This is a genomic window from Pseudoalteromonas sp. MM1 (assembly GCF_030296835.1).
Classification (GTDB): Bacteria; Pseudomonadota; Gammaproteobacteria; order Enterobacterales; family Alteromonadaceae; genus Pseudoalteromonas.
Genome location: NZ_AP027922.1, coordinates 1,321,720 through 1,345,887, shown reverse-complemented (window position 1 = coordinate 1,345,887; position 24,168 = coordinate 1,321,720). Strand labels below are relative to the sequence as shown.

The 24,168-nt window shown below is 40.5% G+C and carries 21 protein-coding genes and 7 tRNA genes; 12 read left to right on the top strand and 16 right to left on the bottom strand.

Annotated elements, in window-relative coordinates:
- The first annotated feature begins 51 nt into the window (after positions 1-51).
- Positions 52-1,254, top strand: coding sequence for an alpha/beta fold hydrolase (locus QUE46_RS06135; RefSeq protein ID WP_286246780.1), 1,203 nt, complete (start codon positions 52-54; stop codon positions 1,252-1,254).
- Positions 1,255-1,318: 64 nt separating this feature from the next.
- Here the strand turns inward: QUE46_RS06135 and QUE46_RS06130 are convergent, their stop codons facing one another.
- Positions 1,319-2,062 carry an alpha/beta hydrolase gene (locus QUE46_RS06130; protein ID WP_286246778.1) on the bottom strand — a complete coding sequence of 248 codons (744 nt, stop codon included), beginning with the start codon at positions 2,060-2,062 and terminating at the stop codon, positions 1,319-1,321.
- Positions 2,063-2,186: 124 nt separating this feature from the next.
- Between QUE46_RS06130 and QUE46_RS06125 the strand changes: the two genes are divergently transcribed.
- On the top strand, positions 2,187-2,510 hold the full coding sequence (locus QUE46_RS06125; RefSeq protein WP_286246777.1) for a hypothetical protein: 324 nt from the start codon (positions 2,187-2,189) through the stop codon (positions 2,508-2,510).
- Between the two features lie 50 nt (positions 2,511-2,560).
- On the opposite strand, the gene QUE46_RS06120 is transcribed toward QUE46_RS06125, so the two are convergent.
- Both QUE46_RS06120 and aspS read right to left on the bottom strand, forming a co-directional pair.
- Positions 2,561-3,295, bottom strand: a complete 735-nt coding sequence (locus tag QUE46_RS06120) for an alpha/beta hydrolase (protein WP_286246775.1) — start codon at positions 3,293-3,295, stop codon at positions 2,561-2,563.
- Between the two features lie 957 nt (positions 3,296-4,252).
- Positions 4,253-6,031 carry an aspartate--tRNA ligase gene (gene aspS / locus QUE46_RS06115; protein ID WP_286246773.1) on the bottom strand — a complete coding sequence of 593 codons (1,779 nt, stop codon included), beginning with the start codon at positions 6,029-6,031 and terminating at the stop codon, positions 4,253-4,255.
- 247 nt (positions 6,032-6,278) lie between these two features.
- On the opposite strand from aspS, the gene QUE46_RS06110 reads away from it, so the two are divergent.
- Genes QUE46_RS06110 through QUE46_RS06100 form a run of 3 tightly spaced genes read left to right on the top strand, consistent with a single transcriptional unit; the run spans position 6,279 to position 8,286 of the window.
- Positions 6,279-7,127 carry a DUF72 domain-containing protein gene (locus QUE46_RS06110; RefSeq protein WP_286246771.1) on the top strand — a complete coding sequence of 283 codons (849 nt, stop codon included), beginning with the start codon at positions 6,279-6,281 and terminating at the stop codon, positions 7,125-7,127.
- A gap of 13 nt (positions 7,128-7,140) precedes the next feature.
- The gene (locus QUE46_RS06105; protein ID WP_286246768.1) at positions 7,141-7,638 is read left to right on the top strand and encodes a M48 family metallopeptidase; all 498 of its coding nucleotides are present in this window, start codon (positions 7,141-7,143) and stop codon (positions 7,636-7,638) included.
- Positions 7,639-7,698: 60 nt separating this feature from the next.
- Positions 7,699-8,286, top strand: a complete 588-nt coding sequence (locus QUE46_RS06100) for a hypothetical protein (protein WP_055019255.1) — start codon at positions 7,699-7,701, stop codon at positions 8,284-8,286.
- 110 nt (positions 8,287-8,396) lie between these two features.
- Here the strand turns inward: QUE46_RS06100 and QUE46_RS06095 are convergent, their stop codons facing one another.
- On the bottom strand, positions 8,397-9,080 hold the full coding sequence (locus tag QUE46_RS06095) for a DUF3334 family protein (RefSeq protein WP_089347266.1): 684 nt from the start codon (positions 9,078-9,080) through the stop codon (positions 8,397-8,399).
- Between the two features lie 116 nt (positions 9,081-9,196).
- Here QUE46_RS06095 and cmoA point away from each other — a divergent pair, with 116 nt between their 5' ends.
- From cmoA to QUE46_RS06070, 5 genes are all read left to right on the top strand, one after another.
- On the top strand, positions 9,197-9,922 hold the full coding sequence (gene cmoA, locus QUE46_RS06090) for a carboxy-S-adenosyl-L-methionine synthase CmoA (protein ID WP_004588942.1): 726 nt from the start codon (positions 9,197-9,199) through the stop codon (positions 9,920-9,922).
- A 12-nt stretch (positions 9,923-9,934) separates the two neighbouring features.
- A complete protein-coding gene (gene cmoB / locus QUE46_RS06085) occupies positions 9,935-10,903 on the top strand; it encodes a tRNA 5-methoxyuridine(34)/uridine 5-oxyacetic acid(34) synthase CmoB (protein ID WP_286246762.1) in 969 nt (322 codons plus the stop codon).
- A gap of 181 nt (positions 10,904-11,084) precedes the next feature.
- The gene (gene purM, locus QUE46_RS06080; RefSeq protein ID WP_286246760.1) at positions 11,085-12,137 is read left to right on the top strand and encodes a phosphoribosylformylglycinamidine cyclo-ligase; all 1,053 of its coding nucleotides are present in this window, start codon (positions 11,085-11,087) and stop codon (positions 12,135-12,137) included.
- On the top strand, positions 12,137-12,784 hold the full coding sequence (gene purN / locus QUE46_RS06075) for a phosphoribosylglycinamide formyltransferase (RefSeq protein ID WP_089347262.1): 648 nt from the start codon (positions 12,137-12,139) through the stop codon (positions 12,782-12,784). Before purM ends, purN begins: the two co-directional genes overlap by 1 nt.
- A gap of 16 nt (positions 12,785-12,800) precedes the next feature.
- Positions 12,801-13,538, top strand: coding sequence for a DUF3108 domain-containing protein (locus QUE46_RS06070; protein ID WP_286247684.1), 738 nt, complete (start codon positions 12,801-12,803; stop codon positions 13,536-13,538).
- A 73-nt stretch (positions 13,539-13,611) separates the two neighbouring features.
- Here QUE46_RS06070 and QUE46_RS06065 read toward each other — a convergent pair whose 3' ends face one another.
- Complete coding sequence (locus QUE46_RS06065; protein WP_286246756.1) at positions 13,612-14,376, bottom strand: class II glutamine amidotransferase; 765 nt, start codon at positions 14,374-14,376, stop codon at positions 13,612-13,614.
- A 297-nt stretch (positions 14,377-14,673) separates the two neighbouring features.
- Here QUE46_RS06065 and fadE point away from each other — a divergent pair, with 297 nt between their 5' ends.
- Positions 14,674-17,130, top strand: a complete 2,457-nt coding sequence (gene fadE, locus QUE46_RS06060; RefSeq protein WP_286246754.1) for an acyl-CoA dehydrogenase FadE — start codon at positions 14,674-14,676, stop codon at positions 17,128-17,130.
- A gap of 4 nt (positions 17,131-17,134) precedes the next feature.
- On the opposite strand, the gene QUE46_RS06055 is transcribed toward fadE, so the two are convergent.
- Both QUE46_RS06055 and QUE46_RS06050 read right to left on the bottom strand, forming a co-directional pair.
- Complete coding sequence (locus QUE46_RS06055) at positions 17,135-18,247, bottom strand: DUF6136 family protein (protein ID WP_286246752.1); 1,113 nt, start codon at positions 18,245-18,247, stop codon at positions 17,135-17,137.
- On the bottom strand, positions 18,244-18,834 hold the full coding sequence (locus QUE46_RS06050; RefSeq protein WP_286246750.1) for an ATP-binding cassette domain-containing protein: 591 nt from the start codon (positions 18,832-18,834) through the stop codon (positions 18,244-18,246). The genes QUE46_RS06055 and QUE46_RS06050 overlap by 4 nt, the downstream gene beginning before the upstream one ends.
- A gap of 167 nt (positions 18,835-19,001) precedes the next feature.
- Between QUE46_RS06050 and QUE46_RS06045 the strand changes: the two genes are divergently transcribed.
- The gene (locus QUE46_RS06045; protein WP_286246749.1) at positions 19,002-20,924 is read left to right on the top strand and encodes a S9 family peptidase; all 1,923 of its coding nucleotides are present in this window, start codon (positions 19,002-19,004) and stop codon (positions 20,922-20,924) included.
- Positions 20,925-20,992: 68 nt separating this feature from the next.
- On the opposite strand, the gene QUE46_RS06040 is transcribed toward QUE46_RS06045, so the two are convergent.
- From QUE46_RS06040 to QUE46_RS06000, 9 genes are all read right to left on the bottom strand, one after another.
- Complete coding sequence (locus tag QUE46_RS06040; protein WP_286246747.1) at positions 20,993-21,712, bottom strand: helix-turn-helix domain-containing protein; 720 nt, start codon at positions 21,710-21,712, stop codon at positions 20,993-20,995.
- A gap of 214 nt (positions 21,713-21,926) precedes the next feature.
- Positions 21,927-22,003, bottom strand: a tRNA-Asp gene (locus tag QUE46_RS06035).
- Positions 22,004-22,056: 53 nt separating this feature from the next.
- Positions 22,057-22,133: transfer RNA gene (locus QUE46_RS06030), tRNA-Asp, on the bottom strand.
- A 37-nt stretch (positions 22,134-22,170) separates the two neighbouring features.
- Positions 22,171-22,247, bottom strand: a tRNA-Asp gene (locus QUE46_RS06025).
- Between the two features lie 37 nt (positions 22,248-22,284).
- Positions 22,285-22,361, bottom strand: a tRNA-Asp gene (locus QUE46_RS06020).
- A 31-nt stretch (positions 22,362-22,392) separates the two neighbouring features.
- Positions 22,393-22,469 (bottom strand) — tRNA-Asp (locus QUE46_RS06015).
- Between the two features lie 41 nt (positions 22,470-22,510).
- A tRNA-Asp gene (locus tag QUE46_RS06010) sits at positions 22,511-22,587 on the bottom strand.
- Positions 22,588-22,614: 27 nt separating this feature from the next.
- Positions 22,615-22,691: transfer RNA gene (locus tag QUE46_RS06005), tRNA-Asp, on the bottom strand.
- A 98-nt stretch (positions 22,692-22,789) separates the two neighbouring features.
- Positions 22,790-24,160 (bottom strand): TIGR03503 family protein, encoded by a 1,371-nt coding sequence (locus tag QUE46_RS06000; protein WP_286246745.1) that lies wholly within the window; start codon positions 24,158-24,160, stop codon positions 22,790-22,792.
- Positions 24,161-24,168: the final 8 nt, after the last annotated feature.

The window sequence follows — 24,168 nt, the reverse complement described above, 5'->3', positions numbered from 1 at the left end:
ATATCTTATCTATTATTTTAACGTATTTTAATGAAACACTAAGGCTCATCTATGCGACAAAAAGTATCTTTTAAAAGCGGCGATTTAGAACTTGCAGGCCAGCTTGAACGTCCAGCGGGCGATGTAAAGTTTTATGCTTTATTTGCACATTGCTTTACCTGTGGTAAAGATATTGCTGCCGCTACGCGCATAAGCCGCGCCCTTACCCAACAAGGTATTGCCGTACTGCGCTTTGACTTTACCGGCCTTGGCAATAGCGACGGCGACTTTGCCAACAGTAACTTTTCATCCAACATTCAAGATTTAGTGGCCGCAGCTGATCACCTGCGTACGCACTTTGATGCACCACAATTATTAATTGGCCACAGCTTAGGCGGCGCTGCCGTACTGGCTGCTGCAGAGCATATTCCTGAGGTATCGGCTATTACTACCATTGGCGCACCATCAGATGCACAACACGTTACACATAACTTTGAAGCCCATTTAGAGGAAATAAACGCTGCAGGCGAGGCTAAAGTGAGCTTAGCTGGTCGTGAATTTACTATTAAAAAGCAATTTATAGACGACATAGCAAAATACGATAAAAGCCATATTAGTAAACTAAAACGCGCCCTGTTAGTTATGCACTCGCCAATTGACGCCACAGTAAATATTTCTGAAGCCGAAAAAATTTACAGCAGTGCTAAGCACCCTAAAAGTTTTATTAGCCTAGATAACGCTGATCACCTACTAAGTAATAAAAACGATGCTGATTACGCCGCTACCATGATTGCAAACTGGGCTACCCGCTACGTTAAATATGAGCAAAATAGCTACAGCGCAAAATTAGAAAACGGCAAAGTACTGGTTGAAGAAAAAGACCATATATTTACTCAGCACGTCAGTACAAAAGATCATACGTGGCTTGCCGATGAGCCATTAAAGGTAGGTGGCAGTAATTTAGGCCCCGATCCTTACGACCATATACTCGCAGGCCTAGGCGCCTGTACCTCAATGACACTGCGTATGTACGCAAGTTTAAAAAAGCTGCCGCTTGATCATGTAAAAGTGGAACTTGAACACACCCGCGACTACTACCAAGATTGCAATAATGGCGAGTGCACGCAAAACCTTGAAGCCATCACCCGTAAAATTACCCTACGCGGCGATTTAACCGAAGCACAACGCCAACGCCTGCTAGAAATAGCCGATAAATGCCCAGTGCATAAAACCCTGCATAACAGCCCAATTGTAGTCAGTGAGTTAGTTGAGTAACTAAAACATAAATAGCGCAGCTGTGGCTGCGCTATTTAATAGAATAAAGTTCTACAAATTATTATTAATTTAAAAAAGCCTGCATTTCTTTACTCATTCTCTGTACCAGCCATATTGGCCCGCCATCATACATATCGTTATGGCGCGATTTTTCAATCATTACTTGGCTAACAGGGAAGTTTTTAAGCTCTGTTTCATTTAATAAAACATTCGCATCGGCTGGATAATCACTACCACGCAGTGTAAGCACGCGTATGTTTTTATTACGTGAGATCAACATGCGGCGGTGGTCGAGGGTAATTATTTGGCTTACTTCATTTGGGTAGATTGCAGCGTATAAAGCGGATATATCACCGCCGTTTGAGTGCCCAAATAACGTCAGCTGAGAAAAGTCATACTCAGGGTATTGCGCACTGAGCTGATTAACTAAAAACTTAAGTGTTACCACACCGCGATGCCAGTTTTCCATGCGGGTAGTTAAGTAAGGCTGCATACGATTAAGCGCAGGGTCGGTTTTAAGCTCATGCGCGACTGCAATGCTTAAATAACCCTGTGCATTAAATAGCTTACTCGCAAACGTGTAGTCATTGTGGCTAATGCCGTAGCCCGCATTAACAAATGCTACAGGGCACTTTGCGTGTACGCTGCATTTACTACTGTTATTTGGAAGTGTGATATTGATAGGGATGGTTCGATTGCGGCTTTGATCCACTATTACATCAATTTGAGCAAAGCTTAATGGTGATATTAAACTCGCGCTTAGACTAAATGCACTTAATGTTAGTAGCTTTTTTATTGTTTTATGCATGTTTTAACTTATATAAATTATTGTTTTTAAATAAAAATAACTTTTACTATAAAGGTTAGCGCGCGCCATTGCTAATGTATGCGATAATACAGGTATTATTTTTAGTTAATTTAGAAAAGTACCCATGAAATCATACAACACTATTGAACAACGTATCGACATTTTACAAAGTCGAATAGAGGCCTATAAAGAAGAAATTGCCGTGTTACAGGCCGAGCCAAAAAGTAATAACGAGCGTATTATTTTTAAATTTATTGAAACAGGCAGCACAGGCAAAACAAAAGACTTTGTGCGCGAACTTGGCATTAAGTCGCCGCGCGATAGCTTATATTCATCAGGCGATGTAACCAAATTAATTAAAGACGGCGCTGATGACATCACCCCTGCACTGCTTGAAATTGCCCGCACATTGGCAAGCGCACGTAACAAAAACGGCCCTAGCTGTTAAAAAAGATAAGAAGCTATTTTTAAAATAGCTTCTTAAAGAATAGTTATAAATCAAAAGGGGTAATCTAAAAATAATTCTACTTCTTTACTTATTCGCTCTACCAACCATTTAGGGCCACCATCATGCATGTCATCTTTACTCGCATTTGCTATTGTTATTTGTTTAACTGGGTAATGTTTCAATTCAACATTGCTCAAAAGTAAACGGTTATCTAATTCAGCATCATCAGTTCTTAGTGTTAAAGTTCGTATTTTTTTATTACGTGGCAAAAGCATACGCCGATTAGCTAATGTAACAACGGTATGTACTTTATCTGGGTGAATTGTCGCAAACAAAACAGAAATATCTCCTCCGTTAGAATGCCCTAATAGTGTCAGCTCAGAAAAATCATATTTAGGGTATAAAATAGTAAGTTGCTCGATAACTGTTTTAACCGTATTAACAGCACGTTGCCAGTTTTCATACCGTACTGATAAACCCATTTTATCGCGATAATTCCAAAGTGCACCATTAAACTCATTTGCCATAACAACACTCAAATAACCACGCTGATTAAATGCTTTACTCACAAATGTATAATCACTGTTACTTACCCCAAAATTAGAAATGACAATAACAACCGGACATTTAGCCTGACTGTTACATAACGCACCATTAGTTGGTTGCGTTATTTTTAAAGGCATGTTCAGTGCAGTAGAGCTGTTATTACTGCTACTTTTTGCATAACCTGAAAAGCTTAGTATGATCAGCAAAAATATACTTAAAACAGCTAATTTATCTCGCATTATTCTTTAACCTGCTTAATTATTGTGAATTACAACAATGCCTTTAAAACAATATGACCTTATCAATTGGGCATAAATTCCATATTTTGCAATAATATTTATATCATACGAAAGAAGAGCAGCTTACAAAAGTTACGTTATCAACCATGTTAAACCAATTCGCTTAATTAAGTGATCTATTTTGAGGCTGGAAAAACGTGTTGATAGCTAGGCAAAAATCGCTATTTAGTTGTTATAAACAAGTATTTTTTAACACCGGTAGCGACACGTTTAGTCACACAAAATAATTAAGTATTATTGCGCAATGATATAAGTCACTTTCCTTGCTTAATAGTATGGCAGTTTTTTAGTTTTAGCTTTACAAGTTTGCAAACTTTTTACGCAGCAAGTGTCAAACTCGATCTTCATTATTGCAGATAAGTATAACACTTTGAATTTTGATGAGTGTTTCAAATCAATCCTACTTTTAGGCTGATAAGCAAGTAAATGGTGGGTAATAGTTAAGCGTTACTTAAGCGATAAAAGTTAGGCCAAACAGCGGAAATACCGCTAAGGATCCGCCAACAAATGCTAAAAGTTCACCAAATAATGTGAGATTAAACGACATAAGAGCGCCTTCTCTATTGAACAATATTTGATATCAATGTACTTAAATATTTAATACCTATCAGCATAATTAAGCGTTCTATTTTGAGGGTGAAAAGCGTGTTGATAGCAAGGCAAAAAATTCGCTATTTAGTTGTTCTAAATTAGAATTTTTTAACGCTGATAGCGACACGTTTAGCCCCTAAAAATGATTAAGTATTATTGCGCATTGGTATAACTATACTAGCGTGCTAAATAAACTAGTAACTTAACATGATTGGTATGAACTGCTTTAAATTTAACTATAAAAAACCCCTAGGCATACTCCTAAGGGTTTTTAAATCTAGCTAAGCGCATTTGTTACGCGCGGTATTACTCTTCGCTAGGAATTGCTTTTTCTACCACACTGATTGCAAGCTCAGTTAACGAGTCGCTATTCGCTTTGCTAGGCGCATCAGTTAATAAGCACGATGCTTGAGTGGTTTTAGGGAACGCAATAACGTCACGAATATTATCGGTACCACATAAAAGCATAACTAAGCGGTCAAGGCCAAAAGCTAAACCAGCATGTGGTGGTGTGCCGTATTTAAGGGCATCAAGTAAAAAGCCAAACTTGTCCTGTTGCTCTTGTGCATCAATACCTAAAATTCTAAATGCGGCTTCTTGCATATCAGCATTATGAATACGTACCGAACCGCCACCTACTTCGTAGCCGTTTAATACCATGTCGTAGGCATCAGAAATAGCCGCTGCTGGGTTTGCTTCAAGCTCTGCTGCGCTAATATCTTTTGGCGCTGTAAATGGATGATGCACAGCATGTAGCGTGCCTTCGTCATCTTCTTCAAACATTGGGAAATCAACAACCCAAAGTGGCGCCCAGCTATCAAGGTTAGTGATTTCTAAATCAACACCAATCTTCAAGCGAAGCGCGCCCATTGCTTCGTTTACAACGTTGCGTTTATCGGCACCGAATAAAATAATGTCGCCCGTTTGTGCGTTAGTACGCTCAAGTAACTGGGTAATTACCTCTTCGTTTAAAAACTTAGCCACTGGAGATTGAACGCCTTCAGCGCCTGCATCGCGGTCGTTCACTTTCATCCACGCCATGCCTTTAGCGCCGTAAATACCAATAAACTTAGTGTAATCGTCAAGTTGCTTACGCGAAAGCTTAGCGCCACCTGGTACTGTTAATACAGCAACGCGGCCTTTTTCGTCATTAGCAGGGCCAGAAAAAACGTTAAACTCTACATCTTTTACTAAATCAGCTACATCAACAAGCTTCATAGGGTTACGTAAGTCTGGCTTATCAGAACCGTATAGGCTCATTGCCTCAGAGTAAGGCATGATTGGGAAATCGCCTAAATCAACGTCTAATAATGATTGCCACATTTCACGGATCATTTTTTCAGTCATACCACGTACTTGATCAGAGCTCATGAACGAGGTTTCTAAATCTATTTGGGTAAATTCAGGTTGGCGATCGGCACGTAAATCTTCATCACGGAAACATTTAACAATTTGGTAGTAACGGTCAAAACCCGACATCATCAACAATTGCTTAAACAACTGTGGCGACTGTGGTAATGCGTAAAAGCTACCTTTATGAACACGGCTTGGTACTAAGTAATCGCGTGCACCTTCTGGTGTTGCTTTTGTAAGTACCGGTGTTTCAATGTCTAAAAAGCCATTGTCATCTAAAAAGCGACGAACAAAGCTGCTTGCTTTAGCGCGCAATTTAATACGGTCGCTCATTTCAAGGCGACGTAAATCTAAGTAGCGGTACTTTAAGCGGCGCTCTTCAGAGTTTGTTTGATTAAAATCAAGCGGAAGCGGCTCAGAGCGGTTAATAATAGTTAGCTCAGTACCTAAAATTTCTACTTCGCCGGTTGCCATGTCTTTATTTACTTGGCTTTCTGGACGTGCACGTACAACCCCTTTTAACTGCACACAAAACTCTTGGCGAAGTTTGTTAGCGGTATCCATTAGTCCTTCAACTTCTGGGTCAAATACAACTTGTACTAAACCTTCTCTATCGCGTAAATCGACAAAGATAAGTCCACCAAGGTCACGTCGTTTGTTGATCCAGCCACATAGTTCAACTTCTTGATCTACGTGAGTTTTATTTAGCTGTCCGCAATATATAGAGCGCATAGTTTTCCTGTCAGATAAAAGGCTTAAACGGTTAAAGTTATTTGTTTTAAGGCGTGTGATTTAAAAAACTGGTCACCACAATACAAATAAAGCCGCTAGCAATCTAAAAATAATCAAATTAAGCCCTGCATTATACCCAAGTAGTATTAAGATGCTAGGGCGTGTTTACCTTTGCAATGTTAATTTAAAGCAAGCATCGCATGTATTTGTTACACTAGCGCCACGAAGTCATTAAGCCACCCTTTTTATGTTATATATTGGATGCCCTCAGTGGTCGAGCAGCGCCTGGAAAGGCAACCTATTTACCCGCCAATGTAAAAACGCCGATATGCTAAGCCAATATGCCCAGCATTTTAACTCAGTAGAGGGCAACACCAGCTTTTATGCAGACCCAGCACCAAGCACAGTTTTACGCTGGGCACAGAGCGTACCCGATGACTTTAAATTTACGTTTAAATTTCATCGTCGTTTTAGCCACGAGCTTGCGCTTAGTAATGTACAAACAGAGCTTACCGATTGGCTGACGTTATTTGCACCTTTACTTGAAAAAACGGGGCAAATAATGCTGCAATTACCCAAAGCATTTGGTCCAAACGACTTACCTAAACTTACACAATTTATTGATTTATTACCTAAAGAGCTAAATTACGGGGTGGAAGTACGCCACAGCGATTTTTTTAAAAAAGGTGAGGCCGAAATAGCCCTTAATCAGCTATTAATGGCAAATAATATAAACCGTATTGCTATGGATACCCGTGCGCTGTTTGCAGTAAAGCCCACCACCGAAGCGTTAATAGATGCACAACAAAAAAAGCCGCACTTACCTGTACATGCAATAGCTACCGGTTCACAACCTATGGCGCGCTTTGTAATAGCCGATTTACAAAACGACTACCAAACCTTTTATAAGCCGTGGCTGAGTAAAGTAAAGCAATGGCTTGATGAGGGTAAAACCCCGTATGTGTTTTTTCATACCGCCGATAACCGTGAATCTCCACTACTCGCTAGGCAGTTTTGTGAAGACCTAGGGTATAATCACCCAGTATTAAATCCATTCAGCGGCGAAAAAGAAGCCCACCAGCCAACGCTTTTTTAAATAGAGAATAAAAATGAGTGAATACGCACGTTACTTTACCGGCTATCCCGCTAATATTGTTGAGCAAGTATTAAGCCTTATAAATAACAACAAGGTATGTGACTACTTACTTAAAAAGTACCCACACGCGCACACCATAACCACCGACAAACTACTTTACAGCTACGCCACCGAACTTAAAAAACAGTATTTAAAAAATGCCCCACCGTTTGGCCGCGCTGCATTTAAAAAACAAGGTGATATGGTCACCAATGCACTCGGTACACACACCTACCGCATGCAAGGTAAAACCCGTAAGCACGATTTAGCCATAAACAGCGATTTACTGCGCGCCCCCGAGCCACTGTTAAAAGCGCTAGTCGTACACGAGCTCGCCCACTTTAAAGAAAAAGATCACAACAAAAGCTTTTATAAACTGTGCTGCCACATGGAGCCGCAGTATCATCAGTTGGAGCTGGATTTACGGATATTTTGTGTGGTGGTAGCGATGGGAGAGAATCCTTATACTTAATGCTATGTAGACTTTACTTCAAAATAAACAACGTTTAATTAAAAACAAAATGGGATTAATATGCTTCAATTATTGCAAGAATTAGCCGAAAAATACCCACTAATTATTCAACCATTATCTAGCTTTTTAGCTATATTTTTTGCTTTTTTAATCGCATTCTATGTTCAATATAGAATGGATAAAAGGCAACGTAATAGTCATGAGTACGAAAAAGCCGAAAAGCTAAAAGCCGTTGAAAGAGAAAAAATTGAAGCTATTTTTAAATCTGTTGAAACTTATATAAATGATTCTCGTAGTTTAATGTCACTTTTAGGTTCAAATATCGATACTAGATATTTTAATGAAAAGACAGATAAAGATATAAAAATTATCATTATCAGAAATGCCATTAATTTAAACAGTAGCAACAATAACGTTTCAGAAGCAGCTATTATTTCAAAACTTAATTTTAATGAGTTAACTCAAGTCTCTGATGACTTTATCAAGGCGGACTCTAAATTTTATGCCTTCCTAGAGAGTCTTGTACAATTCCAAAAGAATGATTGGAAACTTGAGCTTAAGAAAGAGTTAAATACAGTCCTAACCTCTGTAGTAAATTGGAAGGAAGAAATAAATAAAATGAGTAAGAATAAAGGGTATATAAAATAAAAAACGCGATATAAATCGCGTTTTTCAGTAACTTTTTTACTGACCGCTGATAGCTTAAAACTGACAACTCAAAAGCTCGTTGGGTTTCGCTTCGCTCTACCCAACCTACATTACAGCCCTAGCTCAGCCATAAAGTCGTCATCGGCATCGTCTTGCTTTGTCTCGCTTGCCTTTTCTTTTTGAGCCTTTTGTTTAGCTTCATTTTCAATAATATCATCAGGGTCTATCGCTTCTACAATGTCAAAGTCGTGTAGTTTAATAAACTCTGTTTTATCCATTGCCAGCTCTAGATAAAAGATGTTTTGGTTACGCGTGGTAAAGGTTACGCGGCGTGCTTGTGGGCGATCCATAGTGGTATCAACCGATATTTGCACTTGCTTGTTGATGGCCATCATTTTTGGTTGGTTTTGAGTAATAGAGGTATGTAATTGCTCGCGCACTTTAGAGGTAAAGTCGCCTACAATTTGGTTCATCAGCTCGCCCATTACATTTGAAACATCATCTGATAAATGACTGTGGGCAATTTCTTCTTCAGGCATGCCCATGTTACGCATGTAATCGCCATAAATCTCCATTGCGGCTTGCGCAGTAAAGTTGGTTACCACCAGCCCTGTAAAGCCTCCATCAAATAATACAAAACAGCCAATATCTGGGCGCATACAAGTGCGCGTTATTTTTTGCACCATAGCCGAGTAGCTAATTTCGTTACCACTGGCTGATGACAGGACCCCAGTCACTGAATGACATAGGGTTGCTAATATATCGTCTGTGCTAATTACCTTACTTTTGCTCATTTAACGTTCTCTTTTATACTTATTATTCATAATTCTAGCCAAGCTACTGAATTTATCACTGACTATCCAGTATAAAATGTTAAAATAGTGCCATTATTTTTAAAGAGACTGCCTTAGTGAGTATAAAAGACAGTATTTACGCCTCTGAGCAACAAGTAAAAGATTTTAGCTTTGACCAAAATGTGGTTGAGGTTTTTCCGGATATGATCCAGCGCTCTGTGCCTGGATACGCCACCATTGTCAGCACTATGGGTAAATTGGCGGGAGAATATGCGCAAAGTAATTCAAACCTTTACGACTTAGGTTGCTCGCTTGGTGCGGTTACTCTAAGTATGCGCCGTAATATTCGTACCGACAACTGCCATATTATTGCTGTAGATAACTCACAAGCTATGGTTGAGCGCTGCAAGGTTCATTTACAAGGCTTTAAGTCTGACGTGCCGGTTACAGTAACTTTGGGCGATATTAACGAACTTGAGATTCAAAACGCGTCGGTTGTGGCCATGAATTTTACCTTGCAATTTATTCCGCCTTTGCAGCGCCAAGCCGTGCTTGAAAAAATTTACGCTAACTTAAAACCCGGTGGCGTACTGCTACTTAGCGAAAAAATTAAAGCCGAAAACGAGCAGTGCGATAACCTATTAATTGATTTGCACCACGACTTTAAACGCCACAATGGCTACTCAGAGCTTGAAATAAGCCAAAAACGTACAGCCATTGAAAACGTAATGCGCCCCGATACCCTAAGCACTCACTTTAATCGTTTAAGCGACATTGGTTTTAGCCAAACGCAGGTGTGGTATCAATGTTTTAATTTTTGCTCGATGGTAGCAATTAAATAAAGAGAGTGACTTATGTCTCAATGGTTTAACCAATTTTACGCAGCAATTGCACAAAGCCCGCTTAGCCACTGGCTAGAAACCCTGCCCGCTCAATTAAAGCATTGGCAAAACGAGGCAAGCCATGGCGATTTACCAAAATGGCAAAAAGTGCTTAAAAACTTGCCAGAAGTAAAAACAACCCATGTTGATATTGCCACTAAAGTAGAAATTGGCGCACCGGGTGAGATGAGCGAAGGCGAGCAAAAGCAGGCCACGCACTTATTAAAACGCATGATGCCTTGGCGCAAAGGCCCCTTTACTGTACATGGTATTGAAATAAACACCGAATGGCGAAGTGATTGGAAATGGGACCGCCTGCTTCCTCATATTGAGCCACTAAAAGGCCGTACAGTATTAGATATAGGTTGTGGCTCTGGCTACCACTTATGGCGTATGCGCGGTGAAGGCGCTGAATTTGTGGTGGGTATTGACCCGTCTGATTTATTTTTATGTCAGTTTCAGGCTATAAAACACTACAACCCAGACGAAAACGTACACTTATTACCGCTTGGTGTAGAAGCCCTACCCGAGCTTAAAGCGTTTGATACGGTTTTTTCAATGGGGGTGCTGTATCACCGCCGCTCGCCAATTGATTTTTTAGCGCAGTTAAAAGCGCAGCTTCGCCCTGGTGGCGAGTTAGTGCTTGAAACGTTAGTGATTGAAGGCGATGAAAACACCGTACTAGTACCGACCGACCGCTACGCAAAAATGCGTAATGTGTGGTTTATTCCAAGTACTGCTGCACTCAAGCTGTGGATGGAGCGCGTTGGTTTTAAAGATGTGCAAATAAAAGATTGTGCAATTACTACGCTTGACGAGCAACGCAAGACCGACTGGATGGAAAACGAATCGTTAGTTGATTTTTTAGATCCAAACGACACCAGTAAAACCATTGAAGGTTACCCTGCTCCACTTCGAGCAATACTAACCGCCAAAGCATAAATAACTAAAAAGCACCCACGGGTGCTTTTTTTGTGTAATTAACAAACGAATAGCGGACAAGTGTCCTTGTTAATTATTTCAAAACTATATTTGAGCTAGCCGCGCAGTTGCAATTGTTGTAAAATACGCGCGTTTCTAAGCTATCGAAAAGCAACCCCAAGCAATTATTTGAGGAAAACCTGTGAGCGAACAAAAACAGTCATTAAGCTATAAAGATGCGGGCGTAGATATCGACGCTGGTAATGCACTTGTTGAGCGTATTAAAGGCGTAGTTAAAAAAACGCGTCGTCCAGAAGTAATGGGCGGAATTGGTGGTTTTGGCGCTCTTTGCGAAATTCCAGAAGGTTACAAACAGCCAGTACTAGTAGCAGGTACTGACGGTGTAGGTACTAAACTACGTTTAGCTATCGACCTAAAAAAACACGACACTGTTGGTATTGATTTAGTTGCAATGTGTGTAAACGATTTAATAGTACAAGGCGCTGAACCCCTGTTTTTTCTAGATTACTACGCAACAGGTAAACTAGATGTAGACACAGCAGCCGATGTAGTAACCGGTATTGGTAAAGGCTGTGAAATTTCGGGCTGTGCGCTAATTGGTGGCGAAACCGCTGAAATGCCAGGTATGTACGATGGTGAAGACTACGACATGGCCGGTTTTTGTACCGGTGTAGTAGAAAAATCTAAAATTATTGATGGCACAAAAGTAGCAGCCGGCGATCAACTTATTGCCCTTGCCTCTAGCGGTCCGCACTCAAACGGCTTTTCTTTAATTCGTAAAGTGCTTGAAGTATCAAACGCCGATACGAACCAAGTTATTGACGGCAAAACACTAGGCGAGCACTTACTTGAGCCAACCCGTATTTACGTTAAACCTTTACTTGAGTTATTTAAGCAAGTAGACGTGCATGCCCTATCGCATATTACTGGCGGTGGCTTTTGGGAAAACATTCCGCGCGTATTACCCGATTCTGCAAAAGCAGTAGTTAAAGGTGATAGCTGGCAGTGGCCAACCGTTTTTAACTGGTTGCAAGAAAACGGCAATATTACTACGCACGAAATGTACCGTACATTTAACTGTGGTGTAGGCATGGTATTAGTAGTACCAGGCGATGCGCTTGAACAAAGCTTAAGTATTTTAAAAGAGCTTGGCGAAAACGCATGGCACCTTGGTGAAATTCACGATGCGGCGCCTGGCGAAGAGCAAGTTGAAATTGTAGGTGGTGCTAAGTAATGGCACCCATTCGCTTAGTGGTATTAATATCGGGTAGTGGTTCTAATTTACAAGCCATTATTGATGCCTGTGAGCGCGGCGAAATAAACGGACACATAGCGGCTGTAATAAGTAATAAAGCAGACGCTTACGGCCTTGAGCGAGCAAAACAAGCAGGTATTGCTACAAAAGTGCTCAGTCACAAAGATTTTGACTCGCGCGAGGCCTATGATGCGCAATTAATGAACGTTATTGACTCTTTTATGCCGAATCTAGTTGTATTAGCTGGGTTTATGCGTATTCTTACTCCTAGCTTAGTGCAAAAATATGTTGGAAAAATGTTGAACATTCATCCATCTTTGTTGCCTAAGTATCAGGGGCTGAATACCCACCAAAGAGCAATTGATGCAAAAGACGATGTTCATGGCGTAAGTGTTCACTTTGTAACTGAAGAGTTAGACGGCGGTCCGGTTATTCTTCAGGCGCAAATACCTGTACTCAAGGATGATACAGCAGAAACATTAGCTAAACGCGTGCACGAGCAAGAGCATATAATTTATCCTTTGGTGGTCAAATGGTTCAGTGAACAACGACTTACTATGGAAGCAGATTATGCAGTTCTTGACGAAAAACAACTTCCTGCACACGGCGCGCACTACCCACAATAAAAAAATAAGTGCCCTGCTGTTATGTGTGGGCGCTTTACTTCCTACTAGCCTAATTGCAGGCGAATTAACCCAGTATCAAGCAAGCTATGATATTTTACGCAAAGGTAAAAATCATGGCGAGGCAGTACGTGAGCTTAAAAAAGTTGGCGAGCAAACGTATCAACTTACTTATCACAGCAATATTGAGTGGATGATTTTCTCTGATAAGCGAGAAGAAACCTCTGTATTTACTTTTTTAAATAACAAAGTTACCCCTCATCATTACAATATGGTGCGTACCGGCACCGGCCCAGATAAAGATTATAAAATAGACTTTGATACACAAAACAAGGTGGTAACCAGCAGCACTAGCGAATACCCGCTAAAATGCGAATGGACTGACGAATTTCAAGATGCTATTTCATATCAAGTACAAGTACGCGAAGGCTTAAAAAAAGGCGAAACTTATTTTTCGTTTCCGCTTATTGATAAAAAGGGCAATCGCCGCGACTACAATTTTGAAGTGGTTGGCAAGGAAATGATTTCGCTGCCAATTGGTAACGTAGAAGCGATAAAAGTAAAACGTTTATACGATAACGATAAACGACAAGCTCTTGCTTGGTTTGCGCCAGAAATGGATTACATGCTAGTACGTATGTGGAAAGGTGAAAAAGGCATGGAGCAGTTTGAAGTTCAAATGAATTCATTTACTGTTACCCAACCTGTTTCTATTCCAGTAAACGAAACCAGCGAAGTAAGATCAGAAGCGCCGTAAACACGGTGATAGCAATCACAAAAAAACGCGATTTTATATCGCGTTTTTTTGTGATTGCTTTTGAGCTATTTAACTAAATAAGCTCACCCATTTTAAATAGCGCAAACTCCCCTGGCTGCATTTTTTGCCACCGCTCATCGTTAGTTAATGGCCGTGTAGCTATTACTGTAACTATATCGTTTGGTGTGGTTTCTTCGTTAAAATCAACCACCATATCAGCATCAATTAATGTAGCTTTACCAAATGGCGCACGGCGCGTTATGTAATGTAAGTTATTAGTGCAATACGCCAATACAAATACGCCATCGGTCAATAACATATTAAATACGCCTTTTTCACGCAGCGTATGCGAAAGCTTTGCAGCGTATCTAAAAACAGAGGCCATATTGGAGGGACGTTTAGGGTATTTTTCACGAATTTTATCAAGCAGCCAACAAAACGCCAGTTCACTGTCGGTGTTGCCCACTGGGCGATAATACTCTGGTTTTAAATCGTGATAGTTAGATAACTGGCCATTATGTGCATATGTGATCTCCCTCCCCCAAAGCTCGCGGGTAAACGGGTGGGTATTTTCAAGGCACACTCGACCACGGTTTCCTTGGCGAATATGACTAATGACCGACACACTTTTAATGGGATAGGCTTTTACCAATTTGGCAATTTCTGATTGGTAGCTCGGTTCAGGATCTTTAAAGGTTCTACAGCCTTTGCCTTCGTAAAACGTAATACCCCAGCCATCTTTATGCGGGCCGGTATTACCACCGCGTTCTAATAAACCTGAAAAACTAAAACAAATATCCGTTGGTACGTTGGCCGACATGCCAAGTAATTCACACATTAATAAACTAACCCTTAAAAAATACGTATAAATAGCGCTGTACTTTGCTGTTCGCTACAACAGATATACTTACTTAAAAAAACTTTTTTGGCTAGCTGATTTACTGATTTTTAGCGCTAAAATAATCGCTATGACTGAATTAAACACAGCAGTGGTGTATGCTCGTTCCTTATAAAGGGAATAATGATATGCAAAATAGCGAGTTTGTCGTTAATTTAACGCTGTAATGTACTTGAAACTTACGCTCACTAGCGCTACTCTAACTGAGGTGGTCTGACCTCTATTAAGGAATAAGCAATGACACTCATATTTACACTCGGTTTAATCGCACTGCTCAGCATCGCGGTTTACCACAGAGCGAGTTGGAACACAGCACTTGGTGTTTCTGCCGCAACATTATTAATTGGTACCTTTGCAGGTGCTTTTGGTTTAATTAGCTGGTTGATCTTTTTGATCATCGCAGTGCCTCTTTCTGTTACTGGCATTCGTCAGCAATATATAATCAAGCCGATTTTTACTACCTTTAAAAAAGTAACGCCAAGCATGTCTGACACTGAAAAGTCAGCAATCGATGCCGGTACTACGTGGTGGGAAGCTGATTTATTTTGTGGTAACCCAGATTGGAAAAAGCTACACCAATACCCAGTACCAAAGCTCACTATTGAAGAGCAAGCCTTTATTGATGGCCCAGTAGAAGTAGTATGTAGCATGCTAGATGATTGGGAAGCAACACACGAGCTTACCGACCTTCCACAAGATGTATGGCAATACCTAAAAGATAATAAATTCTTTGCCATGATCATCAAAAAAGAATACGGCGGTTTAGAGTTTTCTGCGTTTGCACAATCTTGTGTTTTGCAAAAGTTAACCAGTAAATCAACACTGCTTTCTTCAATTGTAGGTGTACCAAACTCATTAGGTCCGGGTGAATTATTACAACACTACGGTACTGAAGATCAAAAAAACCATTATCTACCGCGCTTAGCCCAAGGCCAAGAAATTCCATGTTTTGCATTAACCTCGCCAGAAGCAGGTTCTGATGCAAGCTCAATTCCAGACTATGGTGTTGTGTGTAAAGGACAATGGAACGGTGAAGAGGTAGTAGGTATTAGCCTTACCTGGAACAAACGTTACATTACCCTTGCTCCTGTGGCTACTGTACTTGGTCTTGCCTTTAAACTACAAGATCCAGATGGTTTACTAAGCGACAACAAAGAGCCAGGCATTACCTGTGCACTTATTCCAACTAACACGCCTGGTGTTGAAATTGGACGTCGTCACTTTCCACTTAACGTACCATTTCAAAATGGCCCGACTCGCGGTAAAGATATATTTGTACCACTTGATTACATTATTGGCGGACCAGAAATGGCCGGCCAAGGCTGGCGCATGCTAGTTGAATGTTTATCGGTGGGCCGTGCAATTACATTGCCGTCAAACTCTGCCGGTGGCATTAAAACAATTGCCGTAGCGACAGGTGCATACAGCCGTATTCGTCGTCAGTTCCGCTTACCTATTGGTAAAATGGAAGGTGTTGAAGAGTCACTGGCTAAACTTGCAGGTTACGCTTACAGCTCAGATGCAGCTGTTAGCATGTCTACCGGTGCAGTTGATTTAGGTGAAAAGCCATCGGTTGTTTCAGCTATTATTAAATATCACCTTACTGAGCAAATGCGCGAGTCGACCATTCATGCAATGGACGTACTTGGCGGTAAAGGGATTATGCTTGGGCCAAATAACTATTTAGGTCGTGGCTATCAAGGTGCCCCTATTGCTATAACAGTAGAAGGTGCCAACATCTTGACCCGTAATATGATTATTTATGGTCAAGGTGCAATTCGCTGTCATCCATTTGTACTAACAGAGCTTGGTGCGTGTGAAATTGAAGACCGCGAAGAAGCGCTTAACGTATTTGATAAAGCGCTAATGGGCCACATTGGCTTTACTATGTCTAACCTTGTACGTACTAAGTGGCTTGCGCTTACCGGTGCTCGTTTTACTAGCGTACCGTATAAAGACGACACCGCAGAGTTTTACCGTATAGCGTCACGCTTTAGTGCATCACTTGCGCTTATGTCTGACATTAGCATGGCGGTATTTGGTGGCTCGCTTAAACGTAAAGAACGTATTTCTGCACGTTTAGGTGACTTACTAAGCTACTTATACTTAGTGTCTGCAACGCTTAAACGTTATAACGACGAAGGCCGTAAACAAGAAGATTTAGCTTTAGTAAAATGGAGCTGTCAGGATCACCTTTACCACTGCCAACGTGCCCTTGCTGATTTAATTAATAACATGCCATCTGCCCCACTACGTGGTGTATTAAAAGTATTGTTATTCCCGTTTGGTCGCCCGGTTCGTAAACCGACCGACAAACTTGAGCATAAACTAGCACAACTATTACAAGTACCAAGCGAAACGCGTAATCGTTTAGCAAGCTATGTTTACTTAAAAGACGAGCCACTTAATCTTGTGGGCCGTCAAGAGCAAACACTTAAAGATGTACTTGCTGTAGAGCCGTTATTTGAAAGAGTATGTAAAGAAAAAGGCATTAAACTGCCATTCTTCCAACTTGATAAAGTAGCGCAAATGGGCCTTGAAGCTGGCATATTAAGCCAAGCAGAAGCTGACAAGTTAACTGCTGTAGAAAAAGCTCGTTTAGATGTGATTAACGTAGATGACTTTGACCCCGCTGATTTATTAGCAGGTAAAGCCGCACGTAAAAGCGAAGAAACAAAAGCAGATGCCGCTTAGCCTGTTAGGTTAACGTAGCCAACAGCCCGCCTGTTGTGATCATCCAAACCAGCGCATAATGCGCTGGTTTTTTTTGTGCTATAACTTGTTGCAATAAGCACCAAACAATACCACTTAATAGCAACAAACCACTTGCTTGGTTGTATAAAGCAAAAAAAACAATAAGCGATAGTAAGAGCACAATTATACTAGGAAAAAATTGGCCAATAAAAAATGCCGTTTGCTTATTCTGCATTTTAAAAAATACACTATATTGCTGATGTAGACGACTACAATCAAATTGTAATGAGCTACTAAACAACACCACAAAAGCAAGTGACAAAATACTGAATATAACAGCTAAATTAGCGCGCTCTTGTAGTAATACCTCAGATGCCATAAATACGCACAACAATAAAGCTCCTCGCCAAATCAAAGTCCAACTGTTATGTATAAAAAACATTAGCCAAAAGCCTGTAAGTGAGCTCAGATCTAACTTAGCTGCAAAATTAAAAGGTGCCATTGAGGTACTTAAGGCAAATAACAGCACAAAGCCACACTGATAAATCAGTGGAGTTACATCAAACGGTAGCATTAGCCATATTGCGGATAACAAAAATCCATAAACAAGCGCTAATGGTTTGTATAAACATAAAATGCCGAGGATAAATTGTAATAGTATAAACACCAAAAAATGCGGCACTTTGAGCCACTGGTTTATGCTCAGATCAACCGCGATAACAAGGCTTGCAATCAACCAGCCATGACTTAACAGCAAAAGCTTTATATCCATCAAACCAAGCCAATACGGCTTTACTAATGTTTGTTGAAACGCTCGTTGGGCAGAGTTTTTTATTGCGGACTTCATCGCGCTTAACATTACACTTTGTAGCAACAAATACAGCCAAGCCATCTGCGCACCATATTGAGGTGCATCACTACTATCAATAATTTTTCCAAGCCCTAAAAATAGTAGTAATATTAAACCTAGTATTGACGAGCCTAACACCACTAAAAATAACAGCCCAAAGCTTTTCAGTTGTAATAATAATTGTGTAAGTTCAGTCTTGTATGCCTGAAAACGATAATCCATAAAAGAGCGATATTGGCCAATCGATTGTTTTAAATTTGCAATCATAAAGGCATACACTCAAAGCTATGTTTAATAAATGGTGCAGGTTCGTGACAGGTTATAATTATCTGTCCGCTTGGCTTATCGATTAAATACTTATCAAGTAAAATTAATAAATACTCAATACTCGCTTGATCAAGCGCTGCACTGGGTTCATCTAACAGTAAATACGGTGCATCGCGCATAAGCGCTAAAATTAACTGACATTTCTTTTGATTACCTGATGATAGGGCGTCAAAGCGTGTATTTAGAAATTCATTAAAACTAAATCCATCAACTATAGCTGTTGGCCAACAACAGCCAAATGTATTTGAAGATAAGTTAATTATTTGCTTTGCTGTTAAGAAGGGGGGTAAAGCAATACTGTCGGAGGCTATAGCAACTTGCTTATGTGGTTCGGTTAATGCGTTTCCAGAAAACAAAAGCTCACCACTTTCGTAAGTCTCAAGCCCCGCTAACATCATCAATAGCGTGGTTTTCCCTTGGCCATTAGGTGCCTCGATGCATATTTTAGGTGCACAGAATCGCACGTTATAACCATTGTACAATATGTTTTCAGCAAACTGTTTATGTAACCCAATGACTTCTATCATAAATACTCACTTTTCAACGAGTTATCATTATAGCGAATACTTATATAAAAACGATTTATGGTTTGTAACACTTTATTACTATTTGCATATCATAAATACTTGCGTTTGAAAAACGTTCGGTTAACACTTCTAAATGAAAACATAACTATAAACCAAGGAATGTACCTATGAAAAAAGCCCTCCAACTTGCCTGTATTACCTGTGCTGTATCTCTTGCATTAGCGGGTTGCAATCAATCTACTATTTTAGTCTCTAGCACTGTGAAAACTGAGCAAGCACAACAAGTAAAAGCCTACGACGCAAAAACTTTTTTTGACACCACCTCTATTATGGGCAGTAGTTTTTCACCAAGTGGTGATAAAGTTTTAGTTAGTAGCGATGAAAGCGGTATTTATAGTTTATATGAGGTCGATGTTAAAACAGGCAGTAAAGAACGCTTAACCAATTTTAAAGACAGTACCTACCCTGTACGCTACTTCCCTAATGATGAGCGCGTATTATTTACCAAAGACTCAGGCGGTAACGAGCGCTACCATATTTACGTGCGTGAAGTTGACGGTTCAATCAAAGATTTAACCCCTGGCGATGAAACACGAGCTGGCTTTGCAGGTTTTACAAAAGATGGCAGCCAATTTTTTATCACCAGCAATCAGCGTGATGCTAAATTTATGGATTTATATCGCGTAGATAGTGAAACCTATGAAATGTCTCCTGTTTATCAAAATGAACTCGGATTAGATGTTGGCGCCATTAGCCCTGATGGACGCTTTATTGCTTTATCTAAAAATAATACCAATAAAGACAGTGATACATACATTCTCGACACTTATAAAAAATCCCTTAAACCACAACTTATATCTAAGCATGATGGTCCCGCACAATATACACCTGAAACCTTCTCTACTGACGGTAAATATTTATACTACTCTACGGACGCAAAAGGTGAGTTTTCACAAGTGTGGCGCTATGAATTAGCCACAGGCAAACATACACCGGCTTTAGAAGATGAATGGGACGTAAACTTTATTTATTTTTCTAAGTCTGGACGCTACCAAGTAAGTGGAGTAAATGCCGATGCCAGTACTAAAGTAACTATTTTAGATACTCGTACAGGTAAACAAGTCGCTATGCCCACCCTACCCAATGGTAATTTACGCAGTGTAAATTTCTCAAGTGACGAGAAAACCATGGCGTTTTATTTGAACTCTGACACATCCCCAAGTAATTTATTTGTTTGGCAAGTGGGTAATAATAACGCTAAGCAGCTTACCAACACACTAAGTAAAGATATAGATCAAAGCGACTTAGTAGAGAGCACTATCGTTCGCTTTAAAAGCTTTGATGGCTTAGAAGTTCCAGGCGTGTTGTATAAACCAAAACAAGCCAATAGAAACAATAAAGTACCTGCGCTGGTGTGGGTGCATGGCGGCCCTGGTGGGCAAAGCCGTACTGGTTATAGAGCAATGCTACAACATTTAGTTAATCATGGTTATGCTATTTTTGCCGTAAATAACCGGGGTAGTTCAGGGTACGGTAAAACATTTTTTCATTTGGATGATAAAAAGCACGGCACAGATGACTTACAAGATATAGTGTACGGTAAAAAGCATCTTCAAAGTTTAGATTGGGTCGATAGCGAAAAAATTGGCATTATGGGAGGTAGTTACGGCGGGTTTATGACCGCAGCTGCACTTGCCTTTGAACCAGAAGAATTCAAAGTAGGTATTAATATTTTTGGGGTGACTAACTGGGTAAGAACACTTAACTCAATTCCACCATGGTGGGAGAGTTTTAAAAAGGCCTTATACGATGAAATGGGCGACCCTGTAACAGATGGTGAGCGTCACCGGGCTATATCGCCACTATTTCATGCTAAAAATATTACAAAACCTTTAATGGTAATACAAGGCGCTAACGATCCGCGCGTTTTACAAGTTGAAAGCGATGAACTCGTTGCCGCAGTCAAAGCCAATGGCGTACCAGTAGAGTATGTATTGTTTGAAGATGAAGGCCATGGTTTTACTAAAAAAGAAAATCGTATTAGTGCATCTAATGCCTATTTAAACTTTTTAGATACCTATCTAAAATAGCGCTTAAGCCCATACAACTATGGGCTAAAATTAATATAAGAGCTGTGTGCTTGGTCGCATACAGCTTTTTATGGGTGACGCGTTAATTTTGGTTCTAATACCGCCAGAACTAAACCAAAAACAGCTGCAAATAATCCAATAAACTCAAGCCAGGTATTACCTGCATGTGATATGTAGCGTGGGACAGCATTTGTTGTATAAACACGTTTACCATCTGTCACTTCTTCGATAAATGATTCACCGATATATTCATCCATTAGTTTAAAAAGTTCAACACGCCTAGCAAGCATCTCTTTAAGTTTTGCTGTACGCTTTTCAACACTGGGATCTATTATATAATCTTTCCAATGATTGAAAACATTGAGTGGTTCATCATTTTTAATAATTCCAATTGAGCGATACTCATAAAAACGTTCATTAAACACATAATTTTTATGGCCTGCATAAAATAGTGCACAGCCAAAAGCAATCAAAAACATAGCGAGGTATATAATTTTTCGCTGTGCAGCAGAACTCTTTACAGCTTTACTTTTAAACCACACTTCTACATCGGGTATTTGCATCAGCCTAGCTTTATCGTGACTCGATACTAGCGGCTTCATAAACTCATCAATTGAAAGATCTAATGCAATCAATAAAGATCTAAATATTTCATTCGAGGGAATTGATTTATCATTTTCAAGTTTTGATAAATAACTCTGTTCTATCCCCACTTGTTCTGCAAATTCAGGTTGGCTCAATTTTTTATTATTTCTAAGCTGCTTTAATTGTTGACCTAGTGTGCTCATTTTAGTGCTTCCTTTTTTAAAGTGAGACTAGATTCTTGGCTATTCATGCAGATATAAGAAGCTGAATATTAAAGAATAGGCAGGAATATTAGCAGGTTAGCATTAAGTAGTCGATTTTTTAGCAGATAGCAGATAGCAGATAGCAGATAAAAAATTATATTTAGATTAGTTAATAAGGAAATTATTTATTGCTTGTTATTGAGGAAATAACAAGTGGCGGAGTGGACGGGACTCGAACCCGCGACCCCCGGCGTGACAGGCCGGTATTCTAACCAACTGAACTACCACTCCGCAGTGGTATGTGCATGGGGTAATGCACTTACTAATTTTATTACGATATCAAATGGCGGAGTGGACGGGACTCGAACCCGCGACCCCCGGCGTGACAGGCCGGTATTCTAACCAACTGAACTACCACTCCGCAGAGATATCATTTTACTTGTCATTACTAAATTTGTTGGCGGAGTGGACGGGACTCGAACCCGCGACCCCCGGCGTGACAGGCCGGTATTCTAACCAACTGAACTACCACTCCAGCATACAAATTTTGTAACATAACGTTGTTTAAATAGTGGCGGAGTGGACGGGACTCGAACCCGCGACCCCCGGCGTGACAGGCCGGTATTCTAACCAACTGAACTACCACTCCAGCGCATATTTAAACTGTTATTTTTTCTTATTGGCGGAGTGGACGGGACTCGAACCCGCGACCCCCGGCGTGACAGGCCGGTATTCTAACCAACTGAACTACCACTCCATAATAAGAATATGTTTTACAACCATATGTTGTGTAAGTGTTGGCGGAGTGGACGGGACTCGAACCCGCGACCCCCGGCGTGACAGGCCGGTATTCTAACCAACTGAACTACCACTCCAGCGTCTACTTACAAATTGTCGAAAATTGGCGGAGTGGACGGGACTCGAACCCGCGACCCCCGGCGTGACAGGCCGGTATTCTAACCAACTGAACTACCACTCCGCATTTTCGTTTCTGCTTAGGTCTCCCTTTGCAGCGGCGTGAATAATACGAATCAGCCCCTACTTCGTCAAGGGCTTTTTTGTTTTTTTACAGGTTTTTTAGTCATCTGACATCGAAAGGTTTAAAATTTCACCTGATTTATCACTTTTTGAGCCATTTTGGCCGACTTGATTTTTATCCGCGCTGGCAACTTCGTCATCAGCTGCTTTCTTTTTCTTTAAAAAAGGAAGCTTAACTTTAAATTTAATCGGTTTATTCTGTACAAAAATACGAATTGCTAACCACCCTATCAATAAAATGAGTAAATTACAGCCTAAGATTAAAATCACTAATGTAGAAGTGGCCATTTTTTCTTCTACAGGCTCAGTCTCTAGGGGGAGGTTTTGATCAATAAGCGTAGCAGGGTCTATTTCAGGCACTGCTTCTATGGGTCTTTCTATCTCGAATTTGTACGTTGGTATTGTGGCCATAAACTCACGCCCGTTTATATTAGTGCCAAAAACAGACAGTTCAACGCTGTATCTTCCCCAATCATAGTTTTTAATTGCCAGTTGGCGTGTATCACCCGCTTGCGCATCAATGGTAAACATTTGCTCTTCATTATTAGGGTAATAAATTTTCCCCTGCACAATGACGGTGTTGGGTTTGACTATACTGCTATCTATATTAATAGTTAGCAGGTGATCGTCGATATCTTGCTCTGCCAGTGCTATTTCAGATTTAAATGGCGGTTCATGCACAATAATAGGGTCTTGCACTATCCGTCGCTGTAATAAAGGAGTCGCTATATAGAGTTCTGGCGTCCACTGCCCTGCAGGAAAGTCTAAATTAAACTCACCTGTGAATACGCCATCTCTAGGGCGCTCGTCAAAGCCGCGGCCATCGTCTTTAAATTCTGCAACCTCTTGAATGCCTGCACCAAAGTTTGCATAGCTTTCATCGTTGGTACTCACAAAGTCAACGTTAAGGCTTACTACCTCTGTGAATAAGTTAGCATCAATAGGCTCATCATCATTTAAAATTTCGCCCGTTATTTTTATTGTCTCACCTCTAAACAACATAGGGGGTAACGGCTGCGCTTTTAAAGACACTTCACCAAGCACTACAATGCGGCTGTCGGGCAAAATGCGGCCTATAACTTGCCATGGGCCAGCCATGGGCTTTTTTATGGTGATTAAATCGTAACTAAGTTCATCAAACCAATCGAGGTTAGGATCTTTAACTGCGTTAGTAGCAAAATACTTGCTACCATCAGGTCTGACTAAAATAACGGCAGGCGAACCTGGCTTTCTAAAAAATAGTAAGGTTATTTCGTCTAATTGGCTGTCTATACGAAAACGGTTATCTAGCAGCGGTATTTCATTTTGTTGGCCATCGCGTTTAAGCAGCTCTACTTGCTTAACCGCAAACGCACTGGCGCTAAACAGCGAGGTAGCGCACAGTACAGTTATAAAATACATCGTTTTCATAGTTAGCC

Coding starts and splice junctions, on each gene's coding strand:
- QUE46_RS06135 (WP_286246780.1), top strand. CDS start 52: ATGCGACAAAAAGTATCTTTTAAAAGCGGCGATTTAGAACTTGCAGGC.
- QUE46_RS06130 (WP_286246778.1), bottom strand. CDS start 2,062: ATGCATAAAACAATAAAAAAGCTACTAACATTAAGTGCATTTAGTCTA.
- QUE46_RS06125 (WP_286246777.1), top strand. CDS start 2,187: ATGAAATCATACAACACTATTGAACAACGTATCGACATTTTACAAAGT.
- QUE46_RS06120 (WP_286246775.1), bottom strand. CDS start 3,295: ATGCGAGATAAATTAGCTGTTTTAAGTATATTTTTGCTGATCATACTA.
- aspS (WP_286246773.1), bottom strand. CDS start 6,031: ATGCGCTCTATATATTGCGGACAGCTAAATAAAACTCACGTAGATCAA.
- QUE46_RS06110 (WP_286246771.1), top strand. CDS start 6,279: ATGTTATATATTGGATGCCCTCAGTGGTCGAGCAGCGCCTGGAAAGGC.
- QUE46_RS06105 (WP_286246768.1), top strand. CDS start 7,141: ATGAGTGAATACGCACGTTACTTTACCGGCTATCCCGCTAATATTGTT.
- QUE46_RS06100 (WP_055019255.1), top strand. CDS start 7,699: ATGCTTCAATTATTGCAAGAATTAGCCGAAAAATACCCACTAATTATT.
- QUE46_RS06095 (WP_089347266.1), bottom strand. CDS start 9,080: ATGAGCAAAAGTAAGGTAATTAGCACAGACGATATATTAGCAACCCTA.
- cmoB (WP_286246762.1), top strand. CDS start 9,935: ATGTCTCAATGGTTTAACCAATTTTACGCAGCAATTGCACAAAGCCCG.
- purN (WP_089347262.1), top strand. CDS start 12,137: ATGGCACCCATTCGCTTAGTGGTATTAATATCGGGTAGTGGTTCTAAT.
- QUE46_RS06065 (WP_286246756.1), bottom strand. CDS start 14,376: ATGTGTGAATTACTTGGCATGTCGGCCAACGTACCAACGGATATTTGT.
- fadE (WP_286246754.1), top strand. CDS start 14,674: ATGACACTCATATTTACACTCGGTTTAATCGCACTGCTCAGCATCGCG.
- QUE46_RS06055 (WP_286246752.1), bottom strand. CDS start 18,247: ATGATTGCAAATTTAAAACAATCGATTGGCCAATATCGCTCTTTTATG.
- QUE46_RS06050 (WP_286246750.1), bottom strand. CDS start 18,834: ATGATAGAAGTCATTGGGTTACATAAACAGTTTGCTGAAAACATATTG.
- QUE46_RS06045 (WP_286246749.1), top strand. CDS start 19,002: ATGAAAAAAGCCCTCCAACTTGCCTGTATTACCTGTGCTGTATCTCTT.
- QUE46_RS06040 (WP_286246747.1), bottom strand. CDS start 21,712: ATGAGCACACTAGGTCAACAATTAAAGCAGCTTAGAAATAATAAAAAA.
- QUE46_RS06000 (WP_286246745.1), bottom strand. CDS start 24,160: ATGAAAACGATGTATTTTATAACTGTACTGTGCGCTACCTCGCTGTTT.